The sequence below is a fragment of the Comamonas guangdongensis genome (genome assembly GCF_041079535.1).
Lineage (GTDB): Bacteria > Pseudomonadota > Gammaproteobacteria > Burkholderiales > Burkholderiaceae_C > Comamonas > Comamonas guangdongensis.
Genome location: NZ_JBFYGN010000002.1, coordinates 186,788 through 206,850, shown reverse-complemented (window position 1 = coordinate 206,850; position 20,063 = coordinate 186,788). Strand labels below are relative to the sequence as shown.

Here is a 20,063-nt window from a genome sequence, read left to right as displayed (position 1 = left end):
CGATGCTGAACCTACAACCCGACTCCCCGACGCCGCTGGTGATGCAGATCACCGAGGGCATTCACGCGCTGATAGACGCCCAGCAGCTCAAGCCTGGCGCCAAGCTGCCCTCCATCCGGGCCTTCGCGGCCCAGCATGCGGTCAGCGTGTTCACGGTGGTGGAAGCCTATGACCGCCTGGTGGCGCAAGGGCTGCTGGTCAGCCGCGCCCATGCGGGCTTCTTCATCAACCGCACGGCGCGGGAGCTGCAGGAGGAAGGCGAAGGCAGCGAGCGCGACAAGCCGGTGTTCGACGGCGCCTGGTATCTCAAGCAGATCTTCGAGAATCGGGACTGGCCCATCAAGCCGGGCTGCGGCTGGCTGCCCGATGACTGGATGTTCGCCGACGGCGTGCGACGCGGCCTGCGCAAGCTCGCAACCGAAGGGCTGTGCCTGAGCGGCTATGGCGATCCCATGGGCCTACCGGCGCTGCGCCAGCTGATCGCCCAGCACCTGGAGCAGGACCAGCTCATCCAGTCCACGCCCGCCCAGATTCTGCTCACCCATGGCTCCAGCCAAGGCCTGGACCTCGCGGCACGCACGCTGGTGCAGCCCGGCGATGTGGTGCTGGTCGACGACCCCGGCTACCCCAATCTGATGAGCTTGCTGCGCGCACTGGGCGCGCGCCTGGTGGGCGTGCCGCGCACGCCCCAGGGCTATGACATGCAGGCGCTGGAGCGGCTGCTGGCCAGCGTGCGCCCCAAGGCTTTCTTCACCCAGCCGCGCCTGCAAAGCCCGACCTGCACGCGCGCCAGCCTGGCCCAGCTGCACCAGATTCTGCAATGGGCGGCTCAGCACGACTTCATGCTGGTGGAAAACGATATCTATGCGGACATGGATGCAGGCCACCAGCCCTCACTGGCCAGCCTGGACCAGCTGCACCGGGTGATCTACCTGGGCAGCTACTCCAAGATCATCTCGGCCAATCTGCGGGTCGGCTATCTGCTCGCCCATCCCCAGGTGGTGCAGCAGCTGGTGCATCTGAAGATGCAGTCCGGCCTGACCAGCTCCGAGGTCGCGGAGCAGCTGGTCTACAACGTGGTCACGGACGGGCGCTGGCGCAAGCATCTGAAATCGCTGCGCGAGCGGCTGGCGCTGGCGCACGACAGCGCGGCGCGCCGGCTGCAGAGCCTGGGCTTCGAGCTGTACTGCGAACCCCGGGAAGGCATGTATCTATGGGCCCGGCACCCCGATCTCGCGGACAGCAGGGTGGCCGTGGATGCGGCGGCGCAGCAGGGCATTTTGCTGGGGCTGGGACGGCTATTCATCGTCGATGACCGGCCCACGCAATGGCTGCGCTTCAATGTCGCCTTCTGCGAGGAAGGCCGGCTCTGGCAGTGGCTGGAAGAATGGCTGGCCGAGGCCAGGGCCGCGGTCGGCCGCAGCTGAGCCGCGACGGCCTCAGGCTTTCTTGGGCTCGTCGGGCAGCAGGCAGGCCTCGGCCACCTGCAGATCGTTGTCCCTGGCGAAATTCAGGCAGAAGTCCCAGGCCATGGGCTCGTAGTCGCGCAGATCGCGGTTGACGACCACGCACTTGACGCCGTTCATCACCGTGGGCACGCACCAGGGGGAATAGCTCAGATGGCTGCCCTGGCAGGCGCCTCCAGGACGAAACTGGCTCATGACCCCGGCCAAGCGCTCAGCCCAGTCGCTGGGCCGGAAGGTTTTGCCGGACTGGGTCATACCCAGAATGAACAGTTCTTTGCTGGAAGGGGTAACCATCAAATATTCGCCAAAAAGATCCGGGCCCGCCTCGCGGGGTCTCCGCCGGCATGCCCAATGAACCATTTTAGCTCTTGTATAAGAGCTGGGCTGCGCCGGACCCCGTCAACCCAAGCAAGGCGTAGGCTCATTGCATGGCTGCGATGCGCAAAGCGCAATGTTGGGGTTATCCGGGCATTTTAGAATCGGGCCTCGCAATTTTTATGGTGCATCCCTGCACCACTGACCGTCCTTTTCAGGAGATGCTTGCAATGACCGCTTTCATTGAGGTTGCCGAACCCCATGTGATGACCACCTATGGCCGCGTACCCATCGCTCTGGAGCGAGGCCAGGGCTGCCGTCTGTGGGACGTCAACGGCAAGGAATACCTCGACGCGCTGGGCGGCATTGCGGTCAACACCCTGGGCCATAACCACCCCAAGTTCGTGCCGGCCATCCAGGAACAGGTCGCCAAGCTGATCCACTGCTCGAACTACTATTACGTGCCCGGCCAGGAAAAGCTGGCCACGCTGCTGACCGAGCGCACCCAGATGGACAAGGCCTTCTTCTGCAGCACCGGCCTGGAGGCCAATGAGGCCGCCATCAAGCTGGCGCGCAAATACGGCGTGGACAAGGGCATCGCCGATCCCGTGATCGTAGTCTACGAGCATGCCTTCCACGGCCGCTCGCTGGGCACCATGAGCGCCACGGCCAACCCCAAGGTGCGCGAGGGCTTCGGCCCGCTGCTCGACGGCTTCCTGCGCATTCCGGCCAACGACATCGAGGCGCTGAAGAAGGCCACCGAGGGCAACCCCAACATCGTGGGCGTAATGATGGAGCCCATCCAGGGCGAAGGCGGCCTGCACCCCATGCGCGCCGAGTACATGCAGCAGGTGCGCGCGCTGTGCGACGCCAACGACTGGCTGATGATCCTCGACGAGGTGCAGTCCGGCATGGGCCGCACCGGCAAGTGGTTTGCCCACCAGTGGGCCGGCATCGTGCCCGATGTGATGTCCCTGGCCAAGGGCCTGGGTTCGGGCGTGCCCGTGGGCGCCGTCGTGGCCAAGGGCAAGGCTGCCGAGGTGCTCAAGCCCGGCAACCACGGCACGACCTTTGGCGGCAACCCCCTGTCCATGCGCGCCGGCATTGAAACCATCCGCATCATGGAAGAAGATGGCCTGCTGGCGCACACGACCAAGGTCGGTGCGCACCTGAAGGCCAAGCTGAAACAGGAGCTTGGCTCCATCCCCGGCGTGGTGGACGTGCGCGGCGAGGGCCTGATCATCGGCATCGAACTGGCCAAGTCCTGCGGCGTGCTGCTGGAGCGTGCCGCCGCTGCCGGCCTACTGTTCAGCGTGACCGCCGACACCGTGGTGCGCCTGGTGCCGCCGCTGATCATGACCGAGGCCGAGGCCGACGAGGTCGTGGCCAAGCTCAAGCCCCTGGTCCAGCAGTTTCTAGCCGAATGAAGGACTTGCCGATGACTGCCATCAAACACTATCTGCAATTCGCCGATTTCACGGCCGACGAATACGACTATCTGCTGGAACGCGCCGCCCTGATCAAGAAGAAGTTCAAGGGCTACGAAAAGCATCACACGCTGACGGACCGCACCATGGCCATGATCTTCGAGAAGGCCAGCACCCGCACGCGCGTGAGCTTCGAGGCCGGCATGTACCAGCTGGGCGGCTCGGTGGTGCATCTGACCACGGGCGACAGCCAGCTGGGCCGCGCCGAGCCCATCGAGGACAGCGCACGCGTCATCAGCCGCATGACCGATCTGGTGATGATCCGCACCTTCGGCCAGGAGAAGATCGAGCGCTTTGCCGCCCACTCGCGCGTGCCCGTGATCAACGGCCTGACCAACGAGTTCCACCCCTGCCAGATCCTGGCCGACATCTTCACCTTCATCGAGCACCGCGGCTCGATCAAGGGCAGGGTCGTGGCCTGGGTCGGCGACGGCAACAACATGGCCAACACCTGGCTGCAGGCCGCCGATCTGCTGGGCTTCACCGTGCACCTGTCCACGCCCAGCGGCTATGAGGTGGACGAGAAGCTGGCTTTTGGCGGCAAGACGCCGCGCGCCGGCTGCTACAAGGTCTTCGCCGATCCGCTCGAGGCCTGCAAGGACGCCGACCTGGTCACCACCGACGTGTGGACCAGCATGGGCTACGAGGCCGAGAACGAGGAACGCCGCAAGGCCTTTGCCGACTGGTGCGTGGATGCCGAGATGATGGCCGCCGCCAGGAGCGAGGCCCTGTTCATGCACTGCCTGCCCGCCCACCGCGGCGAAGAGGTGGAAGCCGAAGTCATCGACGGCCCGCAATCCGTGGTCTGGGACGAGGCCGAAAACCGCATGCATGTGCAAAAAGCACTCATGGAATACCTGCTGCTGGGCCGCCAGCCGGGCTGATCAAGCACGCCATGGCTCATCTGCATACCACCACGACCATGCACCTGAGCCAAACACCATCCACACGCCGCCTGCAGGCCCTGCGCCAGCTGGCGGTGTTTTTTTGCCCGCGCCGCCCTGGCGTGGGCCGGGGCGATGCCCGCTACGGGCAGTGCGGCGGCCTGCTGGCGCTGCGCCAGCCCCATATCGCACGCCACTGGCGCGTGCCCTCCTTCTTCGGGCCGCGCAGGCGCTTTGCGGCCCGCGTGCGCGCGCTCCATGTGCGCATCCACACTTTCTATCTGAAGTTTCTTCAAGGCCATACCTAGTGGCCCGGATCCCGGGGTCGCGCTTTTTGCGCCCCCACTTCATCCCCCTGCCGAGCCGCCTTTCTCAAACGAGGGTGGCCGGCCATCGATGCCCGAGTCACGAAGAAACCAGATGTCCGAATCCATTCACCCCTGCCTGACCTGCGGCGTGTGCTGCCAGAACTACCGCGTGGAGTTTTCCATTTACGAGCTGCAGTCCATGGGCGGCACCGTCCCCGACCACCTGGCCCATGAGGTCAACGGCAACCGCGCGCGCATGAACGGCACGGAACGCCACCCGGTGCGCTGCGTTGCCTTGCGCGAGCTGCCCGAGATCGGCGCAGGCTGTGTGGGCTGCGGCATTTACGAGCAGCGCTCGCGCCCCTGCCGCGACTTCCCGTTCGCCTCCTACGGCTGCCACGACACGCGCGAGAAGTTCAGCCTGCCCGCACTCAGCGAAGCAGAGGTGGAGCGCTGGCAGGAAGCGGCCTAGCCCCGCCGCGCTATCCAATAAAAAGCTGCCTGCGCTGGCAGTCTCTATATTTCAGGTACTTACATACCTGAAGTGCAGAAACTGCCATCGCAGGCAGCTATGTTTTCAGAGGTGCGACCGTACGGCTAGGCCTTGCGCGTGTCCGAGCAGCTGTCGCCGCCGCAGGCGCTGCAGCCGCCGCAGCTGGCGTCGCGGGCCGCCGGTGCCAGCGACGGATGCAGGCGCGCGGCCTTGCTGCGCCAGCCGGCCGGCAGATAGCGCCAGGCCAGGGACAAGGCCGCCACCAGCACGATGGCGCCCACGATCAGTTCTTGCCACATGAGAGTCTTCCCTTCTTCACAACGGCTTCAGCCCCAGCCCAGCGCCACGGCGATGCGATAGGTCACGAAGCAGGCCAGATAGGCCAGGCCGAACAGATAGCCGGCCATGATCAGCGGATAGCGCCAGCTGTTGGTCTCGCGCCTGACCATGGCCAGCGTGGAGATGCACTGGGGCGCAAACACAAACCACACCAGCAGCGACAGCGCCGTGGCGAAGGACCAGCTGCTGGCGATCAGCGGGCTCAGCTGCTGGGCCATGGCGTCGTCGCCGGAAGCCGACAGCGCATAGACCGTGCCCAGCGCGCTCACCGCCACCTCGCGCGCGGCCATGCCGGGCACCAGGGCGATGGCGATCTGCCAGTTGAAGCCTATGGGCGCCAGCACCAGCTCCAGCGCCTGGCCGATATGCCCCGCCAGGCTGTAGCGGATTGCGCCTTCGGTCACGCCATCGGGGGCCGACGGATAGCTGGAGAGGAACCACAGCACGATGCTCACCGTGAGGATGATGCCGCCCACGCGGCGCAAAAAGATCACGGCGCGCTCATACAGGCCCAGCACCAGGCTGCGCGGGCTGGGCCAGCGGTAGGCGGGCAGTTCCATCAGCAGCGGGGTGCGGGTCTTGGCCTTGGTGGCCAGCTTGGCCACCCAGGCCACGGCCATGGCGCTCAGAATGCCGCCCACATACAGCGCAAACAGCACCAGCCCCTGCAGATTGAAGAGGCCGGCCACGGTCTTCTCGGGAATGAAGGCGCCGATCAGCAGCGCATACACGGGCAGACGCGCCGAGCAGGTCATCAGCGGCGCGATCATGATGGTCAGCAGCCGGTCGCGCCAGCTGGAGATGGAGCGCGTGGCCATGATGCCCGGCACGGCGCAGGCAAAGCTGGACAGCAGCGGAATGAAGGAGCGCCCCGACAGGCCGACGCCGCCCATGATGCGGTCGAGCAAAAAGGCCGCGCGCGGCAGATAGCCCGAGTCCTCGAGCACCAGGATGAAGAAGAACAGGATCAGGATCTGCGGCAGAAACACCACCACGGAGCCCGTGCCCGCAATCACGCCCTCGACCAGCAGGCTGCGCAGCACGCCATCGGGCATCGCGCCCTTGACCCACTGGCCGAAACCGGCAACCAGGCCTTCGAGCCCGTCCATCAGCGGCTGGGCCCAGCTGAACACGGCCTGGAACATCAGGAACAGCGTCGCTAGCAGCAGCAGCGTGCCCCACAGCGGGTGCAGCACCACGACATCGATACGGTCATCGCGCTGCGTGGGCGCGGCGGGCTCCTGCACCGCGGCGCCCATGATCTCGGCCACCTGCTGGTGCAGCGCCAGCAGCTGCGCCCGCGAGTTGGTGCCGGTGAGCGGCTTGAACTGCCCGTCCAGCACCGGCGGCGTCAGGTTTCGGGCCTGCTCGCCATCCAGCCAGGCCAGCAGCTCCTTGGCGCCCGACTGCTGCACGCCCACGCTTTCGATCACGGGCACGCCCAGCAGCTCGGCCAGCCTGGCCTTGTCTATCACCAGGCCCTGGCGACGCGCCATATCGCTCATATTGAGCACCACCACCATGGGCAGGCCCAGGGCACGCGCCTCCAGCACCAGGCGCAGGTTCAGGCGCAGATGGGTGGCGTCGGTTACGCAGACCAGCAGCTCGGGCGGGGCCTCGCGCGGGTGCTCGCCCTTGACGATGTCGCGCGTGATGCGCTCGTCCTCGCTGTGCGCGTCCAGGCTGTAAGTGCCCGGCAGATCCAGCACGCGGATGCGGCGCTTGCCCGGCGTGGTCAGCCAGCCCTCCTTGCGCTCCACGGTCACGCCCGCGTAATTGGCCACCTTCTGGCGCGCGCCGGTCAGCAGATTGAAGAGCGCCGTCTTGCCGCAGTTGGGATTGCCCAGCAGTGCGGCACGCAGCGGCGCCTGCTCGATACCGGACTTCAGCGCGGCCATGGAGACCTGGGATTCGCGCGCGTTCATGTGCGGACTCCGGTCTCGACCAGAACTCTGGACGCCTCATGGCGGCGCAGCGCAAAGGTTGCCTGCCCCACGCGCACGGCCAGCGGGTCCGGCCCCGGAAAGCCGGTGGCCACGATGCGCACCAACTCGCCGGGCAGAAAGCCGATTTCCATGAGCCTGAGCAGCAGGCTTTCGTCCCCGTCTTCGGCCGCGGCCAGATCCACCACGCGGGCCGGCTGATTCACCGCCAGGGTGTGCAGACCCACGACCGCGGGTCCCGCAGCCGGACCCGGGGAGGAACAAGAAGATGGCACGCCGGTTTCAGACGCCGGAACAGAAAAAGCATTCATGGATGATGTAACTGGCACTGCCGCAGATGGGACTGCAGCGGACGGCATAGGGCTCATGCCCGCATTATTAATTGATTTTGATTCTCATTTTCCATTTACTGTAGGTGATGAGTTGGCAACTGTGCCGAATTAGCACCAGCAACAGGGGCTTTTGCCGGGTATTGACCAAGGCGGTTGACAAAAGAGCACCTGCTCCGCCCAGGGCCGATGGTGCAGCGGCGAAAATCGGCGATCCGGCTTTTGCAGCTTCACCCATGACTCACCCCTGCCTTACCTGCGGCGCCTGCTGCGCCTCGTTCCGTGTGGATTTTTCCGTGCATGAGTCCGAGGAGCATGGCGGGCGCGTGCCCGCGGGCCTGATCGAAGAGGTCACCGACTACACTTGCCGCATGCGCGGCACGGACTGGGCGCGGCCGCGCTGCGCGGCCCTGGTGGGCAAGGTGGGCGAGAAGGCCAGCTGCGGCATCTATGAATGGCGCCCCTCGCCCTGCCGCGAGTTTGCCGCGGGCTCGGACGCCTGCAACCGCGTGCGCCTGCGTCATGGCCTGCCCGCGCTGGAGAGCGGCCTGCTATGAAGATCTAGGCTGCTGCCGCAGGCTGATCCTGGATATCGGCCTCCATCAGCACCACGCTGACATTGTCCTTGCCGCCGGCCGCATTGGCCGCCGCTATCAAGGTGTTGAGCAGCAGCGGCAGCGGCGGAACTTCGGCAAACAGGGTCTGCAGGCATCGGTCGCTGAGCATATCGGTCAGCCCGTCCGAGCACAGCATGATGCGGTCGCCAGCCTGCAAAGGCCAGTGGGTCAGCTCGGGCTCGACCTCGGGCATCACGCCCAGGGCGCGCGTCACCAGATGGCTGAGCCTGGAGGCCTTGGCCTCCTGCTCGCTGAGCAGGCCGGCATCGATCTCCTGCTGCACCAGCGAATGGTCGCGCGTGATGCGCAGCAGCCGCCCCTCGCGCCAGGCATAGGCGCGAGAATCCCCCAGATGGGCCAGCAGAATCTCTTCCTTGAGCACCAGGGCCGCGACCACCGTGGTGCCCATGCCCCGGCAGGCCGGCGTGGACTGGGAGGCCGCAAAAATCGCCGTGTTGGCCATATGCAGGGCGTCGGTCAGCTCCTTGGCGGCCAGGTCCGGCGACTCCTCACCCCCGGGGCCGCGCTGCACAGCGGCCGCAATCAGGTCCACGGCCATGGCGCTGGCCACCTCGCCCGCGTTGTAGCCGCCCATGCCGTCGGCCAGCACGGCCGCGGGCCAGGGCTGGAGCCGGGGGTGAATGCCGACGGCGTCCTCGTTATTGCTGCGCTGCAGGCCAATATCGGCACGGGCCACCATGCGCACGGCGGGCCACACACCTGAAGCACCGGGGAGTTCGGCTAGAGACATCTGGGAAGCAAGAAACGGGCAAATGCAAGAACGAGTTTCAAGCGTAACGCAGTCGATTACAACTCAAGCGTCGGAATAGCGCCATTTTTTGCGCTGCGCGAAGCCCTACGCGTCCGACAGACCTTCGCCCGTCACCTCTCTCAGAGCGGCACCGGCAGGCCGCCCAGCCGCCCCTTGAACTCCTGCAGCGAGAAATGCGTGTGCACCTGGCGCACGCCCGGCAGGCGGTGCAGCTTGCGCTGCAGCAGGTCCGAATAGGCGTCGAGATCGCGGGCCACGATGACCAGCAGAAAGTCCTCGGGCCCCGAGATGCCGTGGAACATCACCACCTCGGGAATCGCACACACGGCCTCCTCGAAGTTCAGCGACGACTCCTCGTTCTGGTGATCTATGGCCACCATCACAAAAGCCAGCACGCCAAAGCCCACGGCCCGCCGGTCCAGCGCCGCGTGATAGCCGGTGATCACGCCCTCGTCCTCGAGATGTTTGATGCGCCGCCACGAGGGCGACTGCGACAGATTGACCCGTTGCGCCAGCTCGCCCGAGGTCAGCCGCGCGTTCTCCTGCAGCGCGCGGACCAGCATGCGATCGGTTTTGTCGAGTTCGTTTGGCATAAAACTACCTGCTTATATTGAATTTTTGGATTAATTATCCAATTTCAAGCCAATTTATGGATAACCATTAAATCATCCCATAGGCTGGCAAATAGCATGCGCTCTCCAAAGCCAAAACCACAACGGAGACACCCCATGCCGGCCTTTGAGGAAATCGTCCAGCGAGAGTCTGGACTCAAGCAACAGCTGTCCGCGGGACAGATGACCATGATCGCCATCGGCGGTGCCGTCGGCACCGGCCTGTTTCTGGGCAGCGGCTTCGCCATCGGCTTCGCCGGGCCCAGCGTGCTCATCAGCTATGCCATAGGCGCGGTGATCTCGCTGCTGCTCATGGGCTGCCTGGCCGAGATGACCGTAGCCCACCCGACCTCGGGCTCGTTCGGCGCCTATGCCGAGCACTACATCGCGCCCTGGGCCGGTTTCGTGGTGCGCTATGCATACTGGGCCTGCGTAGTGCTGGCCGTGGGCACCGAGGTGACGGCCGTGGGCCTGTATATGGGCTACTGGTTCCCCGAGGTGCCGCGCTGGGCCTGGGTGGTGATCTTCTCGGGCGCGCTGATCGGCGTGAACATGATGAGCGTCAAGGCCTTCGGCGCCGTGGAGTACAGCTTCTCCATGGTCAAGATCATCGCCATCGCGGCCTTCATCGTGGTCGGCGCCTGGGTGGTCTTTGGCACCCGTCCCGCAGGCGTGGGCTTTGCCAACTACGTCAACAACGGCGGCTTCTTTCCCAACGGCCTGTGGGGCACCTGGGTGGGCGTGATCATCGCCATCTTCAGCTACCTGAGCATCGAGATGATTGCCGTGGCCGCTGGCGAGGCCAAGGACCCGCAGCGCGCCGTCACCAGCGCCTTCCGCTCCACCATGGTGCGCCTGGTGGTGTTCTATCTGGCCACGATTGCGCTGATGCTGGCCATCGTGCCCTGGGCCTCGGCCGGCAAGGACGGCAGCCCCTTCGTCAAGGTGATGGAGATCATCGGCCTGCCTGGCGCGGCCAGCGTGGTCAACTTCGTGGTGCTAGTCGCCGCGCTCTCGGCCATGAACAGCCAGCTCTACATCACCACACGCATGATGTTCAGCCTCTCGCGCGCCGGCCATGCGCCTGCCGTGCTGGGCCGCGTGAATTCGCGCGGTGTGCCGCTGCCCGCGCTGCTGCTGTCCTGCCTGGGCATTGCCGTGGCAACCATCTTCAACATCGTCAACCCCGAGCAATCCTTCATGCTGATGATGGCCGTGGCCATGTTCGGCGCCATGTTCACCTGGTTCATGATTTTCGTGACCCACCTGTTCTTCCGCATCCACTGGGTGCGCCAGGGCAACAAGCCGCTGGCCTTTCGCATGTGGGGCTTTCCGATGCTGACCCTGCTGGGCGCGGCACTGATGCTGGCTGCTCTGGTGTCCACGCTGTTCACCGACGTGTTCCGCCTGACCGTGCTCACCGGCCTGCCCTTCCTGCTGCTGCTGGGCGCCATCTACGCCATCTGGTACCGCAAGCCAGCCGCTCAAACCCCGGCCTCCACCCAAAACCAGAGCCCAGTCCAGGCTCAGTGACACCCGGTTTCCCGTTTTTCTCCAACCCTTAGAAGCATGACGACTCTTTCCCCCCTCAATACCGCCCGCGCATCGATGTTCAGCCATGTCCCGCCCTACCCAGGCGATCCCATCCTGTCCTTGATGGAAGCCTTCCAGCAGGATCCGCGCTTCGCCAAGGTCAGCCTCAGCATCGGCCTGTATTTCGACGAGGCCGGTCGCCTGCCCGTGCTGGACTGCGTGCGCCAGGCCGGCGAACTGCTGGCCCGCGAGCAAAGCCCCAGCGGCTATCTCCCCATTGAAGGCATAGCCCCCTATCGCCAGCTGGTGCAGAACCTGGTGTTCGGCACGCAACACGAGGCCGTGCGCTCGCAGCGCATTGCCACGGTGCAGACCCTGGGCGGTTCGGGCGCGCTCAAGCTGGGCGCGGACTTCATCAAGCACTATTTCCCCGATGCCGAGGTCTGGCTCAGCGATCCCACCTGGGACAACCATCTGGCCATCTTCCAGGGTGCAGGCCTGCGCACCCACAGCTACCCCTACTACGACGCGGCCACGGGCAGCCTGCGCTTCGATGCCATGCTGGACACGCTGCGCAGCCTGCCCTCGGGCAGCGTGGTGCTGCTGCACGCCAGCTGCCACAACCCCACGGGCGTGGACCTGTCGCGCGCGCAGTGGCAGCAGCTGATTCCGGTGATCGTGGAGCGCGGACTGATCCCATTTGTCGACATGGCCTACCAGGGCTTTGGCGACGGCCTGGATGAAGACGCATGGTCCGTGCGCGCGTTGGCCGACGCGGGCGCCCAGACCTTTGTGGCCAACTCCTTCTCCAAGAACTTCTCGCTGTATGGCGAGCGCGTGGGCGGCCTCAGCGTGGTCTGCAGCGACGCGGCCACGGCCGGCAATGTTCTGGGCCAGCTCAAGGCCACGGTGCGCAGCAACTATTCCTCACCACCTACCCACGGCGCGCGCCTGGTGCAGCAGGTGCTGGCATCGCCGCAGCTGAGCGCGCAATGGGCGCAGGAGCTGGCGCAGATGCGCGGACGCATCAAGGACATGCGCGCCCAATTGCATGGCGCACTGCATGAACGCTTTGGCGAGCGACGCGACTTCGGCTTTTTGCTGACCCAGCGCGGCATGTTCAGCTACACCGGCATCACCGAGCCCCAGGTTCACCGCCTGCGCGACGAGCATGGCGTATACCTGATCCGCTCCGGCCGCATGTGCATGTCAGGCCTGTCCGGCGCCAATGTGCAGTATGTGGCGGATGCCATCGCCAAGGTGCTGGAGGCGCCGCAATGAGCGGCTGCCCCGTCCATGGCGGCCTGACCGAGCGCATCGTCGCCGAGGAAAAGGCACAACTGGATTTCAGCCGTTCCATGAGCTATGGCGACTACCTGCAGCTGGACGCCATTCTCGGCGCCCAGCAACTGCTGTCGCCCACGCATGACGAGATGCTGTTCATCATCCAGCACCAGACCAGCGAGCTGTGGATGAAGCTCATGCTGCACGAGCTGGACGCGGCCACGGCCGCCGTGGCGGCCGACCGCCATGCGGACTGCTTCAAGATGCTGGCCCGCGTGAGCCGAATCATGGAACAGCTGGTCGGCGCCTGGTCGGTGCTGGCCACCATGACGCCCACCGAGTACACGGCCATGCGGCCCTACCTGGCCAGCTCCAGCGGCTTCCAGAGCTACCAGTACCGCTGCATAGAGTTCGCGCTGGGCAACAAGAACGCCGCCATGCTCCAGCCCCACGCCCACCGCCCCGACCTGCTGGCCCGGGTGGAGGCCGCATGGCGCGCGCCGTCTCTGTATGACGAGGCCCTGCGTCTGCTGGCACGCCAGGGCCTGGCCATCCCAACCGGGCACCTGGACCGCGACTGGACCCAGCCCTACACGGCCAGCCCCGAGGTCGAGGCCGCCTGGGCCCAGGTCTACCGCAACCCGCAGTCGCACTGGGACCTGTATCAACTCGGCGAAAAACTCGCCGACATCGAGGACGCCTTCCGCCTGTGGCGCTTTCGCCATGTGACCACGGTGGAGCGCGTCATCGGCTTCAAACGCGGCACGGGTGGCACGGGCGGCGTCAGCTATCTGCGCAAGATGCTGGACGTGGTGCTGTTCCCCGAAATCTGGTCCGTGAGAACGAAACTGTGACCCTCTGCGCTGCTTTGCCACTTCCCCGCTCTCGCTGCGCGGGCGGGGGACGACACCGTCGCTGCGGGACGGCCCATCGGCGTCCGCCGATGGGCCGCGCCAGTTTCCAACGCAAGAACACCATGCCTTCGCATGTGGTCAAAACACAAGGAAATCCATGAAACAAATCATCGACGTGGGCCTGCCCCCGCTCAAGCAGCCGTTCTCCTGGGCCGTCAAGGCCAGCGGCCAGATGCTGTTCACGGCCCACGGCCCCGTGCGTCCCGACGGCAGCATCGACATCGGCGGCATAGAACAGCAGGCACGCCTGACCTTCAGCAACCTGTGCAACGCGCTGCGGGCCGCAGGCGGCACGCTGGCGCATGTGACCCAGGTGCTGATCTACATGACCGACGTGGCCGACATGCCGGCCATAGACGCCGTGTATCGCGAGTTCTTCGACGCGCCCTATCCCAACCGCTCCAGCATGGGCGTGGCCGCGCTCGTGGTGCCGGGCATGAAGATCGAGATCGTGGCCTACGCCATGCTGCCCTGAGCGCGCACCGGACATGCCAGCCCCGCAAAAGTCCGCCGCGCAGTGGCCTGCCGCGCGCAATTGCGTTCAATACAGGGCCGGCGCGCGGCGCGAGACTTCAGACCTTGTGCAGTTCCGCGTCCGCGCGCATCCTCATGTCCTCCTCATTGCTCGCCATGGGCATCTTCACCCTTGTCGGCGCCATCACGCCCGGCCCCGTCAACGTGCTGGCCCTGCGCCATGGCGCCGCCAGGTCCCGCCTGGCCTGCGCCTGCTACGTGCTGGGCGCCAGCGCCGGCTATGCGGCCGTGGTCTGGGCCATGGGCCAGGGCGCCCAATGGCTGATGCAGGCCCTGCCCCGGCTGTCGGCGGCAGCCGAGTGGCTGTGCGCCGCCTATCTGCTGTGGCTGGCCTGGCGGCTGGCCCATGCGCCCGTGGAGGCAGCATCCGACGAAGCACGGGAGCACAACGAGCCGGCTCCCAGGCTCCAGCTTTTGCTGCAAGGCGCCGCCGTGCAGACGCTCAACCCCAAGGCCTGGCTGGTGGCGCTGGCCGGTGTCGGACTGTTCGTGCTGCCGCAGGCCGATGCGGCCATGGCGCTGCTGCAGTTTTGCACCATGTCGCTGCTGGCCTGCCTGATCGGCGTCGGCTGCTGGGCGCTGCTGGGCCAGTGGCTGTCGGGCTGGCTGCACACGCCGCGCCGCCAGCGGCTGTTCTACCGGCTGCTGGCCCTGCTGCTGGTGGCCAGCGTGGCGGCCATGCTGGCATGATGGCCGACAGAGCCCGCCGACGCCGCCATGACCAACTCGCCACACCGCTTTCATCGCCACCCGGCCGCCCCCTGGGCCGAGCTGCGCGACAGCGCGCCCTCGCCGCATTGCTTCCGGCTGCACATGCATGCCGAGTATTCGATAGGCATCGTCGATGCGGGCCGCACCCTCTTCCACCACGCCCATGGGCCGCAGCCCGTGGCAGCCGGCGGCGTGGTGCTGATCGAGCCCGGCGCCTGGCATGCCTGCAACCCCGAGCCCGGCGCCCCCTGGTCCTACCGCATGCTGTTCGTCGATGCCGACTGGCTGCATGCACGGCTGGGCGTGGCCGCGCTGCGCTTTGCGCAACGCGCGCTGGCCGACGCGGACATCGCGCGGCAGGTGGATGGCCTGTGCCGCCCCGTCGACGGCCCGGCCGCGGCGCTGCGGCTGGCCCAGGGTCTGGAGCAGCTGATGGCCCGCTGCGCCGAGCCCGCGACCGCGCCTTTGCACGACCATGGCGCCGAACTCCAGGCCGCTTTGCGGCGCCTGCATGCAGCGCCCGATGCCGGGCTCACCGTGCAGTCCCTGGCCCAGGAATGCGGCATGAGCGCCACGCGCTTCATCCGCCGCTTCAAGGCCGCCACGGGCATGACGCCCGGCAGCTACCGGCTCAATCTGCGCCTCAACGGCGCGCGCCGCCTGCTGGCCACGGGCGCTGCGCTGTCCGAAGCCGCCTATGCCATGGGCTTTGCCGACCAGGCGCATCTGCAGCGCGCCTTCAAGGCCCACCACGCGCTGACGCCCGGCTGCTACGCCAGGGGAGGCCAGCCCCGAGCGGCGACACCGCCGGCCGCGCAGGAAATACGGCCGACTTAGGCCCTTGCCCGCGTCTTGCCAATTGCGCGGCGCCGGGTTCATGGCGGCGAAAGCGCCGATACTTGGGTTCTTCGCTTTCACCCCGATTCCCTGCGCACCATGGCCGCCTTTCAAGACATACAGCAACGAGAAACCGGCCTGCGCCAGCAGCTCAGTTCCGCCCAGATGGCGATGATCGCCATCGGCGGCGCCATAGGCACGGGGCTGTTCATGGGCAGCGCCTTCGCCATCGGCGTGGCCGGTCCCAGCGTGCTCATCAGCTACGCCATAGGCGCGCTGATCGGCCTGCTGCTCATGGGCTGCCTGGCCGAGATGACCGTGGCCCATCCGACCTCGGGCTCGTTCGGCGCCTATGCCGAGCACTACATAGGCCCACTGGCCGGCTTCATGGTGCGCTACGCCTACTGGGCCGCCGTGGTGCTGGCCGTGGGCATGGAGGTCACGGCCGTGGGCCTGTACATGCGCTACTGGTTCCCCGACGTGGAGCAATGGGTCTGGGTGCTGCTGTTCTCGCTGGGCCTGGCGGCCGTGAACGCCACCAGCGTCAAGGCCTTCGGCCAGGTCGAATATGTGTTCTCCATGATCAAGGTGGTGGCCATCGTGGCCTTCATCCTGATCGGCGCCTATGTGCTGTTCGGCGCGCGCCCCGAGGGGGTGGGCTTTGCCAACTACACCGTGGGCGGCGGCTTCTTCCCCAACGGCTGGTGGGGCACCTGGGTCGGCGTGATCGTGGCCATCTTCAGCTATCTGAGCCTGGAGGCCATCGCGATTGCCGCCGGCGAGGCCGAGAACCCGCAGCAGGCCGTGACCACGGCCTTCCGCTCCACCGTGCTGCGCCTGGTGCTGTTCTATCTGCTGTCGCTGGCCATCATGCTGGCCATCGTGCCCTGGAACCAGGCGGGCACCGACAAGAGCCCGTTCGTGAAGGTGATGGAGATCCTGCGCATTCCGGGTGCGGCCGGCGTGCTCAACTTCGTGGTGCTGGTGGCCTCGCTGTCAGCCATGAACAGCCAGCTCTATGTGACCTCGCGCATGATGTTCAGCCTCTCGCGCGGCGGCTTTGCTCCGCGCTCGCTGAGCCGGCTCAGCAAGAGCGGCGTGCCGCTGGGCGCGATCGCCGTCTCCTGTCTGGGCATGGCCGTGGCCATGGTCTTCAATGTGCTCAAGCCCGAACAGTCGCTGGAGCTGATGATGTCGATCGCCATGTTCGGCGCCATGTTTGCCTGGTTCATGGTCTTCGTCACCCATCTGTTCTTCCGCCCGCGCTGGCTGCGCGAGCACCCGGGCGAGCAGCTCAAATTCCGCATGTGGGGCTTTCCGCTGTTCACGCTGCTGGGCGCAGTGCTGATGCTGGGCGTGATCGTCACCACCTACTTCACCAAGGAATTCCACACCACGGTGCTCGTGGGCGTGCCCTTCCTCATCGTCCTCGTGCTTGTCTATGCTTTCTGGTATAGAAAAAAGAGCACCTCCTGAGGCGCTACGCGCCGTCCTCCTCTCTCTGCGAGAGGAGGACGGCACCCTCGCTGCGGGACGGCCCTTGCTTGGCACCTCTGGCTTGAGTCGTGCGATTGAGCGGTGATACGCCACAAAACATAGGATTCGTCTTCAGTACCATGCCACGTCAGATCTGGGATATCTCCCCCGCCATTCACCCCCAGGCCCCGGTCTTTCCGGGCGATACGCCTTATTCGCAGCAGTGGTGCGCCACCATAGGCCCGGGCTGCCCGGTGAATGTGAGTGCGATCACCCTGTCGCCCCATGTGGGCGCCCATGCGGACGCACCGCTGCACTACGATGCGGCCGGCGCCAGCATCGGCGCCGTGGACTTGAACGCCTTTCTCGGCCCCTGCCGCGTGATCCATGCCCTGGGTTGCGGGCCGCTGATCGAGTGGCGGCATATAGCGCACGCGATCAGCGCCGACCTGCCCGCGCGCGTGCTGGTGCGCACCTACGAGAAAGCGCCCACCGCCTGGGACCCGGATCTTGCCGCCTACGCGCCCGAGACCGTGCAGCGCCTGGCCGACCTGGACGTGAAGCTCATAGGCATAGACACCGCCAGCATAGACCCGGCCACGAGCAAGCAGCTTCCCAGCCATATGGTGATACGCCAGCGCGATCTGCGCGTACTCGAGAACCTGGTGCTCGACGAGGTGGCCGAGGGCGACTACGAGCTGATCGCGCTGCCGCTCAAGCTCACCCAGGCCGATGCTTCGCCGGTCCGCGCCGTGCTGCGGGCCTTGGGCTGAATTTGCATAAAAATTGACGGGAAGCCCAATCAGAATATGCGCTTGCCGCTATCAAAACCACAGAGGATACCGATGACTACCTTGCAAGACTGCCTGACACTGGACGCCCAGGACCGGCTGCGCCCGCTGCGCGAGCGCTTTGCGCTGCCCGAAGGCGTGATCTATCTGGACGGCAATTCCCTGGGCGCCCAGCCCAAGGCGGCCGCGGCCCGCGCCGCGCAGGTGGTGACGCAGGAATGGGGCAAGGACCTCATCACCTCGTGGAACAAGGCCGGCTGGATCACCCTGCCCGAGCGTCTGGGCAACCAGTTCGCGCCCTGGATAGGTGCGGGCGCCGGCGAGCTGGTGTTCACCGACACCACCTCCATCAACCTCTACAAGGTGCTCACGGCCGCGGCGCGCATCGCGCGCGAGGATGCGCCGGACCGCAAAAAGCTGATCAGCGAGCGCAGCAACTTCCCCACCGACCTCTATATCGCCCAGTCCGTGTGCCAGGAATACGGCTTGGAGCTGGTGCTGCTGGAGCCCGAGGAAATCGCCGGCGCGCTGCAGCCCGATGTGGCGATCTCCATGCTCACCCATGTCAACTACCGCACGGGCGCCATGCACGACATGGCCGCCGTCACGGCCGCGGCCCATGCCCAGGGCATTCTCTGCGTCTGGGACCTGTGCCATAGCGCGGGCGCCGTGCCCGTGGACCTCAAGGGCGCCGATGCCGACTTCGCCGTGGGCTGCAGCTACAAATACCTCAACGGCGGCCCCGGCTCGCCGGCCTTCGTCTGGGCCCATCCGCGCCTGATCAACCGCTTCTGGCAGCCGCTGTCGGGCTGGTTCGGCCATGCCGAGCCCTTCAAGTTCGTGCCCGACTACCATCCGGCCCAGGGCATACAGCGCTATCTCTGCGGCACCCAGCCCATGGTCAGCATGAGCGTGCTGCAGTGCGGCATCGACATCTACACCGAGGCCGAGGCCTTTGGCGGCATGGCCGCGCTGCGCACCAAATCGCTGGCCCTGACCGATCTGTTCATCCGGCTCGTCGAAGAGCGCTGCCAGGGCCACGGCCTGGGCCTAGCCACGCCGCGCGAGCACGCAGCGCGCGGCTCCCAGGTCTGCCTCACGCGCGAGGAAGGCCTGGGCGTCGATGGCCAGGGCAGCGGCGCCTACGCCATCGTCCAGGCGCTGATCGCGCGCGGCGTGATCGGCGACTTCCGCAAGGGCGACGGCGGCACGGGCCGCCACAAGGACATTCTGCGTTTCGGCTTCACGCCGCTGTATGTGGGCTTCGCCGATGTCTGGCAGGCCGTCGAGCATCTGCGCCAGGTGCTGGAATCGGGCGAGTGGAAAAAGCCTGAGTTCAACACCATCAATGCAGTGACCTGATCAATACGACTGATCGGCCAGCGAAGCCCACAGGTGCGCCGCCACCAGTGCGCGCCAGGGCTTGAACTGCTCCAGCCAGAGGCGCGCCTGCAAAGCGTCAGGTTTTGCCGCATCTGGCTTTTCTTTTTGCATCAGCAAGCCCATGGCGCGGCGCACGGCCACATCGCCATGCAGGCTGCCGTCGGGCCAGCCATAGCCGCGCAGCAGGCAGTAGTTCACGGTCCACGGGCCTATGCCCTTGATGGCCAGCAGCTGCCGCTCGGCCTCGGCCACGGCAGCCTCATCCCACAGGCCCCGAGCGCTCTGCCACGCCCATTCATCCAGCGGCAAGGTCTTGGCGGCCGCCAGGCGCGCCACGGCCAGCAAGGTCTGGGCCTTGGCCTGGGAAAAGCTCAGGGCCCGCAGCGTCTCCAGGTCCAGCGCCGCCACCCGCCGGGCGTCGGGATAGGCCAGCAGATCTGCGGCCTCGGGCAGCAGCTTTTGCGTGGCGGGTTCCAGCGGCACGCCCGCCGCCTCTATCAGCTTGCGGCGCAGCGACACGGCCACGGCCACCGAGATCTGCTGGCCCATGATGGCCCAGCTCAAGGCCTCGAACGGCGTGGGAGCTGCCGGCACATGCAGTCCGGCCTGAGCGGCCAGCAAAGGCCCGAGTTCGGCATGACCAGCCTGGCTGCGCTCCAGAGCGGCCGGCGGATAGGCCAGGCCCAGCATGCGCTTGAGCATGGCCTGCAGCCGCTCCTCGCCACCCCGGCCCGTCCCCTGCAGCCGCACCCGCACCTGTTGCGCATCCCAGTCCAGCACCAGCAGCGCGGGCCGGCCATCCCAGATCAAGGCCTTGTACAGGCGCTGCTGCTGCGCCAGCAGCAGCTCCGAGCGCTGACTGGCGTCACGGCCATGAAAAGCCAGGAATTCCGCCCAGCGATAGGGCTGTGGCAGGGGCTGCAGGGATTCGATCCACATGGACTCTTTCTATGTTTTCAAGAGCAGGCCACGCTTCGTATTCATAGATATTCAAACTGAATCTATAAAAATTCGAGGCTGGGCCTGCGCTATCAGC

23 protein-coding genes are annotated in these 20,063 nt (G+C 66.2%); 15 read left to right on the top strand and 8 right to left on the bottom strand.

Annotated features, from left to right (window positions below; translation table 11 throughout):
- The first annotated feature begins 2 nt into the window (after positions 1 to 2).
- Entirely contained in the window at positions 3 to 1,427 is a 1,425-nt protein-coding gene (locus AB6724_RS02490) for an aminotransferase-like domain-containing protein (protein WP_369336914.1), read from the top strand.
- 12 nt (positions 1,428 to 1,439) lie between these two features.
- Here AB6724_RS02490 and AB6724_RS02485 read toward each other — a convergent pair whose 3' ends face one another.
- Positions 1,440 to 1,760, bottom strand: coding sequence for a DUF3579 domain-containing protein (locus AB6724_RS02485; protein ID WP_369336913.1), 321 nt, complete (start codon positions 1,758 to 1,760; stop codon positions 1,440 to 1,442).
- A gap of 251 nt (positions 1,761 to 2,011) precedes the next feature.
- Between AB6724_RS02485 and AB6724_RS02480 the strand changes: the two genes are divergently transcribed.
- From AB6724_RS02480 to AB6724_RS02465, 4 genes are all read left to right on the top strand, one after another.
- The gene (locus AB6724_RS02480) at positions 2,012 to 3,208 is read left to right on the top strand and encodes an aspartate aminotransferase family protein (protein WP_369336912.1); all 1,197 of its coding nucleotides are present in this window, start codon (positions 2,012 to 2,014) and stop codon (positions 3,206 to 3,208) included.
- Positions 3,209 to 3,228: 20 nt separating this feature from the next.
- Positions 3,229 to 4,152, top strand: a complete 924-nt coding sequence (gene argF, locus AB6724_RS02475; protein ID WP_369337023.1) for an ornithine carbamoyltransferase — start codon at positions 3,229 to 3,231, stop codon at positions 4,150 to 4,152.
- 11 nt (positions 4,153 to 4,163) lie between these two features.
- Entirely contained in the window at positions 4,164 to 4,460 is a 297-nt protein-coding gene (locus AB6724_RS02470) for a hypothetical protein (protein ID WP_369336911.1), read from the top strand.
- 112 nt (positions 4,461 to 4,572) lie between these two features.
- On the top strand, positions 4,573 to 4,932 hold the full coding sequence (locus tag AB6724_RS02465; RefSeq protein WP_369336910.1) for a YkgJ family cysteine cluster protein: 360 nt from the start codon (positions 4,573 to 4,575) through the stop codon (positions 4,930 to 4,932).
- 125 nt (positions 4,933 to 5,057) lie between these two features.
- On the opposite strand, the gene AB6724_RS02460 is transcribed toward AB6724_RS02465, so the two are convergent.
- From AB6724_RS02460 to AB6724_RS02445, 4 genes are all read right to left on the bottom strand, one after another.
- Positions 5,058 to 5,252 carry a hypothetical protein gene (locus AB6724_RS02460; RefSeq protein WP_369336909.1) on the bottom strand — a complete coding sequence of 65 codons (195 nt, stop codon included), beginning with the start codon at positions 5,250 to 5,252 and terminating at the stop codon, positions 5,058 to 5,060.
- Between the two features lie 27 nt (positions 5,253 to 5,279).
- Positions 5,280 to 7,217 carry a ferrous iron transporter B gene (gene feoB, locus AB6724_RS02455; RefSeq protein ID WP_439329818.1) on the bottom strand — a complete coding sequence of 646 codons (1,938 nt, stop codon included), beginning with the start codon at positions 7,215 to 7,217 and terminating at the stop codon, positions 5,280 to 5,282.
- Positions 7,214 to 7,546: a FeoA family protein gene (locus AB6724_RS02450; RefSeq protein ID WP_369336908.1), complete on the bottom strand. Its 333-nt coding sequence runs from the start codon at positions 7,544 to 7,546 to the stop codon at positions 7,214 to 7,216. Before AB6724_RS02450 ends, feoB begins: the two co-directional genes overlap by 4 nt.
- Positions 7,547 to 7,613: 67 nt before the next feature.
- Positions 7,614 to 7,802 (bottom strand): hypothetical protein, encoded by a 189-nt coding sequence (locus AB6724_RS02445; protein ID WP_369336907.1) that lies wholly within the window; start codon positions 7,800 to 7,802, stop codon positions 7,614 to 7,616.
- Between AB6724_RS02445 and AB6724_RS02440 the strand changes: the two genes are divergently transcribed.
- Positions 7,801 to 8,121 carry a YkgJ family cysteine cluster protein gene (locus tag AB6724_RS02440; protein ID WP_369336906.1) on the top strand — a complete coding sequence of 107 codons (321 nt, stop codon included), beginning with the start codon at positions 7,801 to 7,803 and terminating at the stop codon, positions 8,119 to 8,121. The two genes, AB6724_RS02445 and AB6724_RS02440, sit on opposite strands and share 2 nt — an antisense overlap.
- A 4-nt stretch (positions 8,122 to 8,125) precedes the next feature.
- On the opposite strand, the gene AB6724_RS02435 is transcribed toward AB6724_RS02440, so the two are convergent.
- On the bottom strand, positions 8,126 to 8,881 hold the full coding sequence (locus AB6724_RS02435) for a Stp1/IreP family PP2C-type Ser/Thr phosphatase (protein WP_369337021.1): 756 nt from the start codon (positions 8,879 to 8,881) through the stop codon (positions 8,126 to 8,128).
- A gap of 191 nt (positions 8,882 to 9,072) precedes the next feature.
- Positions 9,073 to 9,546 (bottom strand): Lrp/AsnC family transcriptional regulator, encoded by a 474-nt coding sequence (locus AB6724_RS02430; protein WP_369336905.1) that lies wholly within the window; start codon positions 9,544 to 9,546, stop codon positions 9,073 to 9,075.
- A 135-nt stretch (positions 9,547 to 9,681) separates the two neighbouring features.
- Between AB6724_RS02430 and AB6724_RS02425 the strand changes: the two genes are divergently transcribed.
- From AB6724_RS02425 to kynU, 9 genes are all read left to right on the top strand, one after another.
- The gene (locus tag AB6724_RS02425; protein WP_369336904.1) at positions 9,682 to 11,097 is read left to right on the top strand and encodes an amino acid permease; all 1,416 of its coding nucleotides are present in this window, start codon (positions 9,682 to 9,684) and stop codon (positions 11,095 to 11,097) included.
- A 75-nt stretch (positions 11,098 to 11,172) separates the two neighbouring features.
- A complete protein-coding gene (locus AB6724_RS02420; RefSeq protein ID WP_369337020.1) occupies positions 11,173 to 12,378 on the top strand; it encodes an amino acid aminotransferase in 1,206 nt (401 codons plus the stop codon).
- The gene (gene kynA / locus AB6724_RS02415) at positions 12,375 to 13,235 is read left to right on the top strand and encodes a tryptophan 2,3-dioxygenase (RefSeq protein WP_369336903.1); all 861 of its coding nucleotides are present in this window, start codon (positions 12,375 to 12,377) and stop codon (positions 13,233 to 13,235) included. Before AB6724_RS02420 ends, kynA begins: the two co-directional genes overlap by 4 nt.
- Positions 13,236 to 13,392: 157 nt before the next feature.
- Complete coding sequence (locus AB6724_RS02410; RefSeq protein WP_369336902.1) at positions 13,393 to 13,770, top strand: RidA family protein; 378 nt, start codon at positions 13,393 to 13,395, stop codon at positions 13,768 to 13,770.
- Positions 13,771 to 13,904: 134 nt separating this feature from the next.
- Positions 13,905 to 14,519 carry a LysE family translocator gene (locus tag AB6724_RS02405; protein ID WP_369336901.1) on the top strand — a complete coding sequence of 205 codons (615 nt, stop codon included), beginning with the start codon at positions 13,905 to 13,907 and terminating at the stop codon, positions 14,517 to 14,519.
- Positions 14,520 to 14,546: 27 nt separating this feature from the next.
- Positions 14,547 to 15,377, top strand: coding sequence for a helix-turn-helix domain-containing protein (locus AB6724_RS02400; protein ID WP_369336900.1), 831 nt, complete (start codon positions 14,547 to 14,549; stop codon positions 15,375 to 15,377).
- Between the two features lie 99 nt (positions 15,378 to 15,476).
- Positions 15,477 to 16,853: an amino acid permease gene (locus AB6724_RS02395; protein WP_369336899.1), complete on the top strand. Its 1,377-nt coding sequence runs from the start codon at positions 15,477 to 15,479 to the stop codon at positions 16,851 to 16,853.
- Between the two features lie 140 nt (positions 16,854 to 16,993).
- Positions 16,994 to 17,626 (top strand): arylformamidase, encoded by a 633-nt coding sequence (kynB, locus tag AB6724_RS02390; protein WP_369336898.1) that lies wholly within the window; start codon positions 16,994 to 16,996, stop codon positions 17,624 to 17,626.
- A gap of 72 nt (positions 17,627 to 17,698) precedes the next feature.
- Positions 17,699 to 19,006: a kynureninase gene (gene kynU / locus AB6724_RS02385; protein ID WP_369336897.1), complete on the top strand. Its 1,308-nt coding sequence runs from the start codon at positions 17,699 to 17,701 to the stop codon at positions 19,004 to 19,006.
- Here the strand turns inward: kynU and AB6724_RS02380 are convergent, their stop codons facing one another.
- On the bottom strand, positions 19,007 to 19,966 hold the full coding sequence (locus tag AB6724_RS02380) for a DNA-3-methyladenine glycosylase family protein (RefSeq protein WP_369336896.1): 960 nt from the start codon (positions 19,964 to 19,966) through the stop codon (positions 19,007 to 19,009).
- Positions 19,967 to 20,063: the final 97 nt, after the last annotated feature.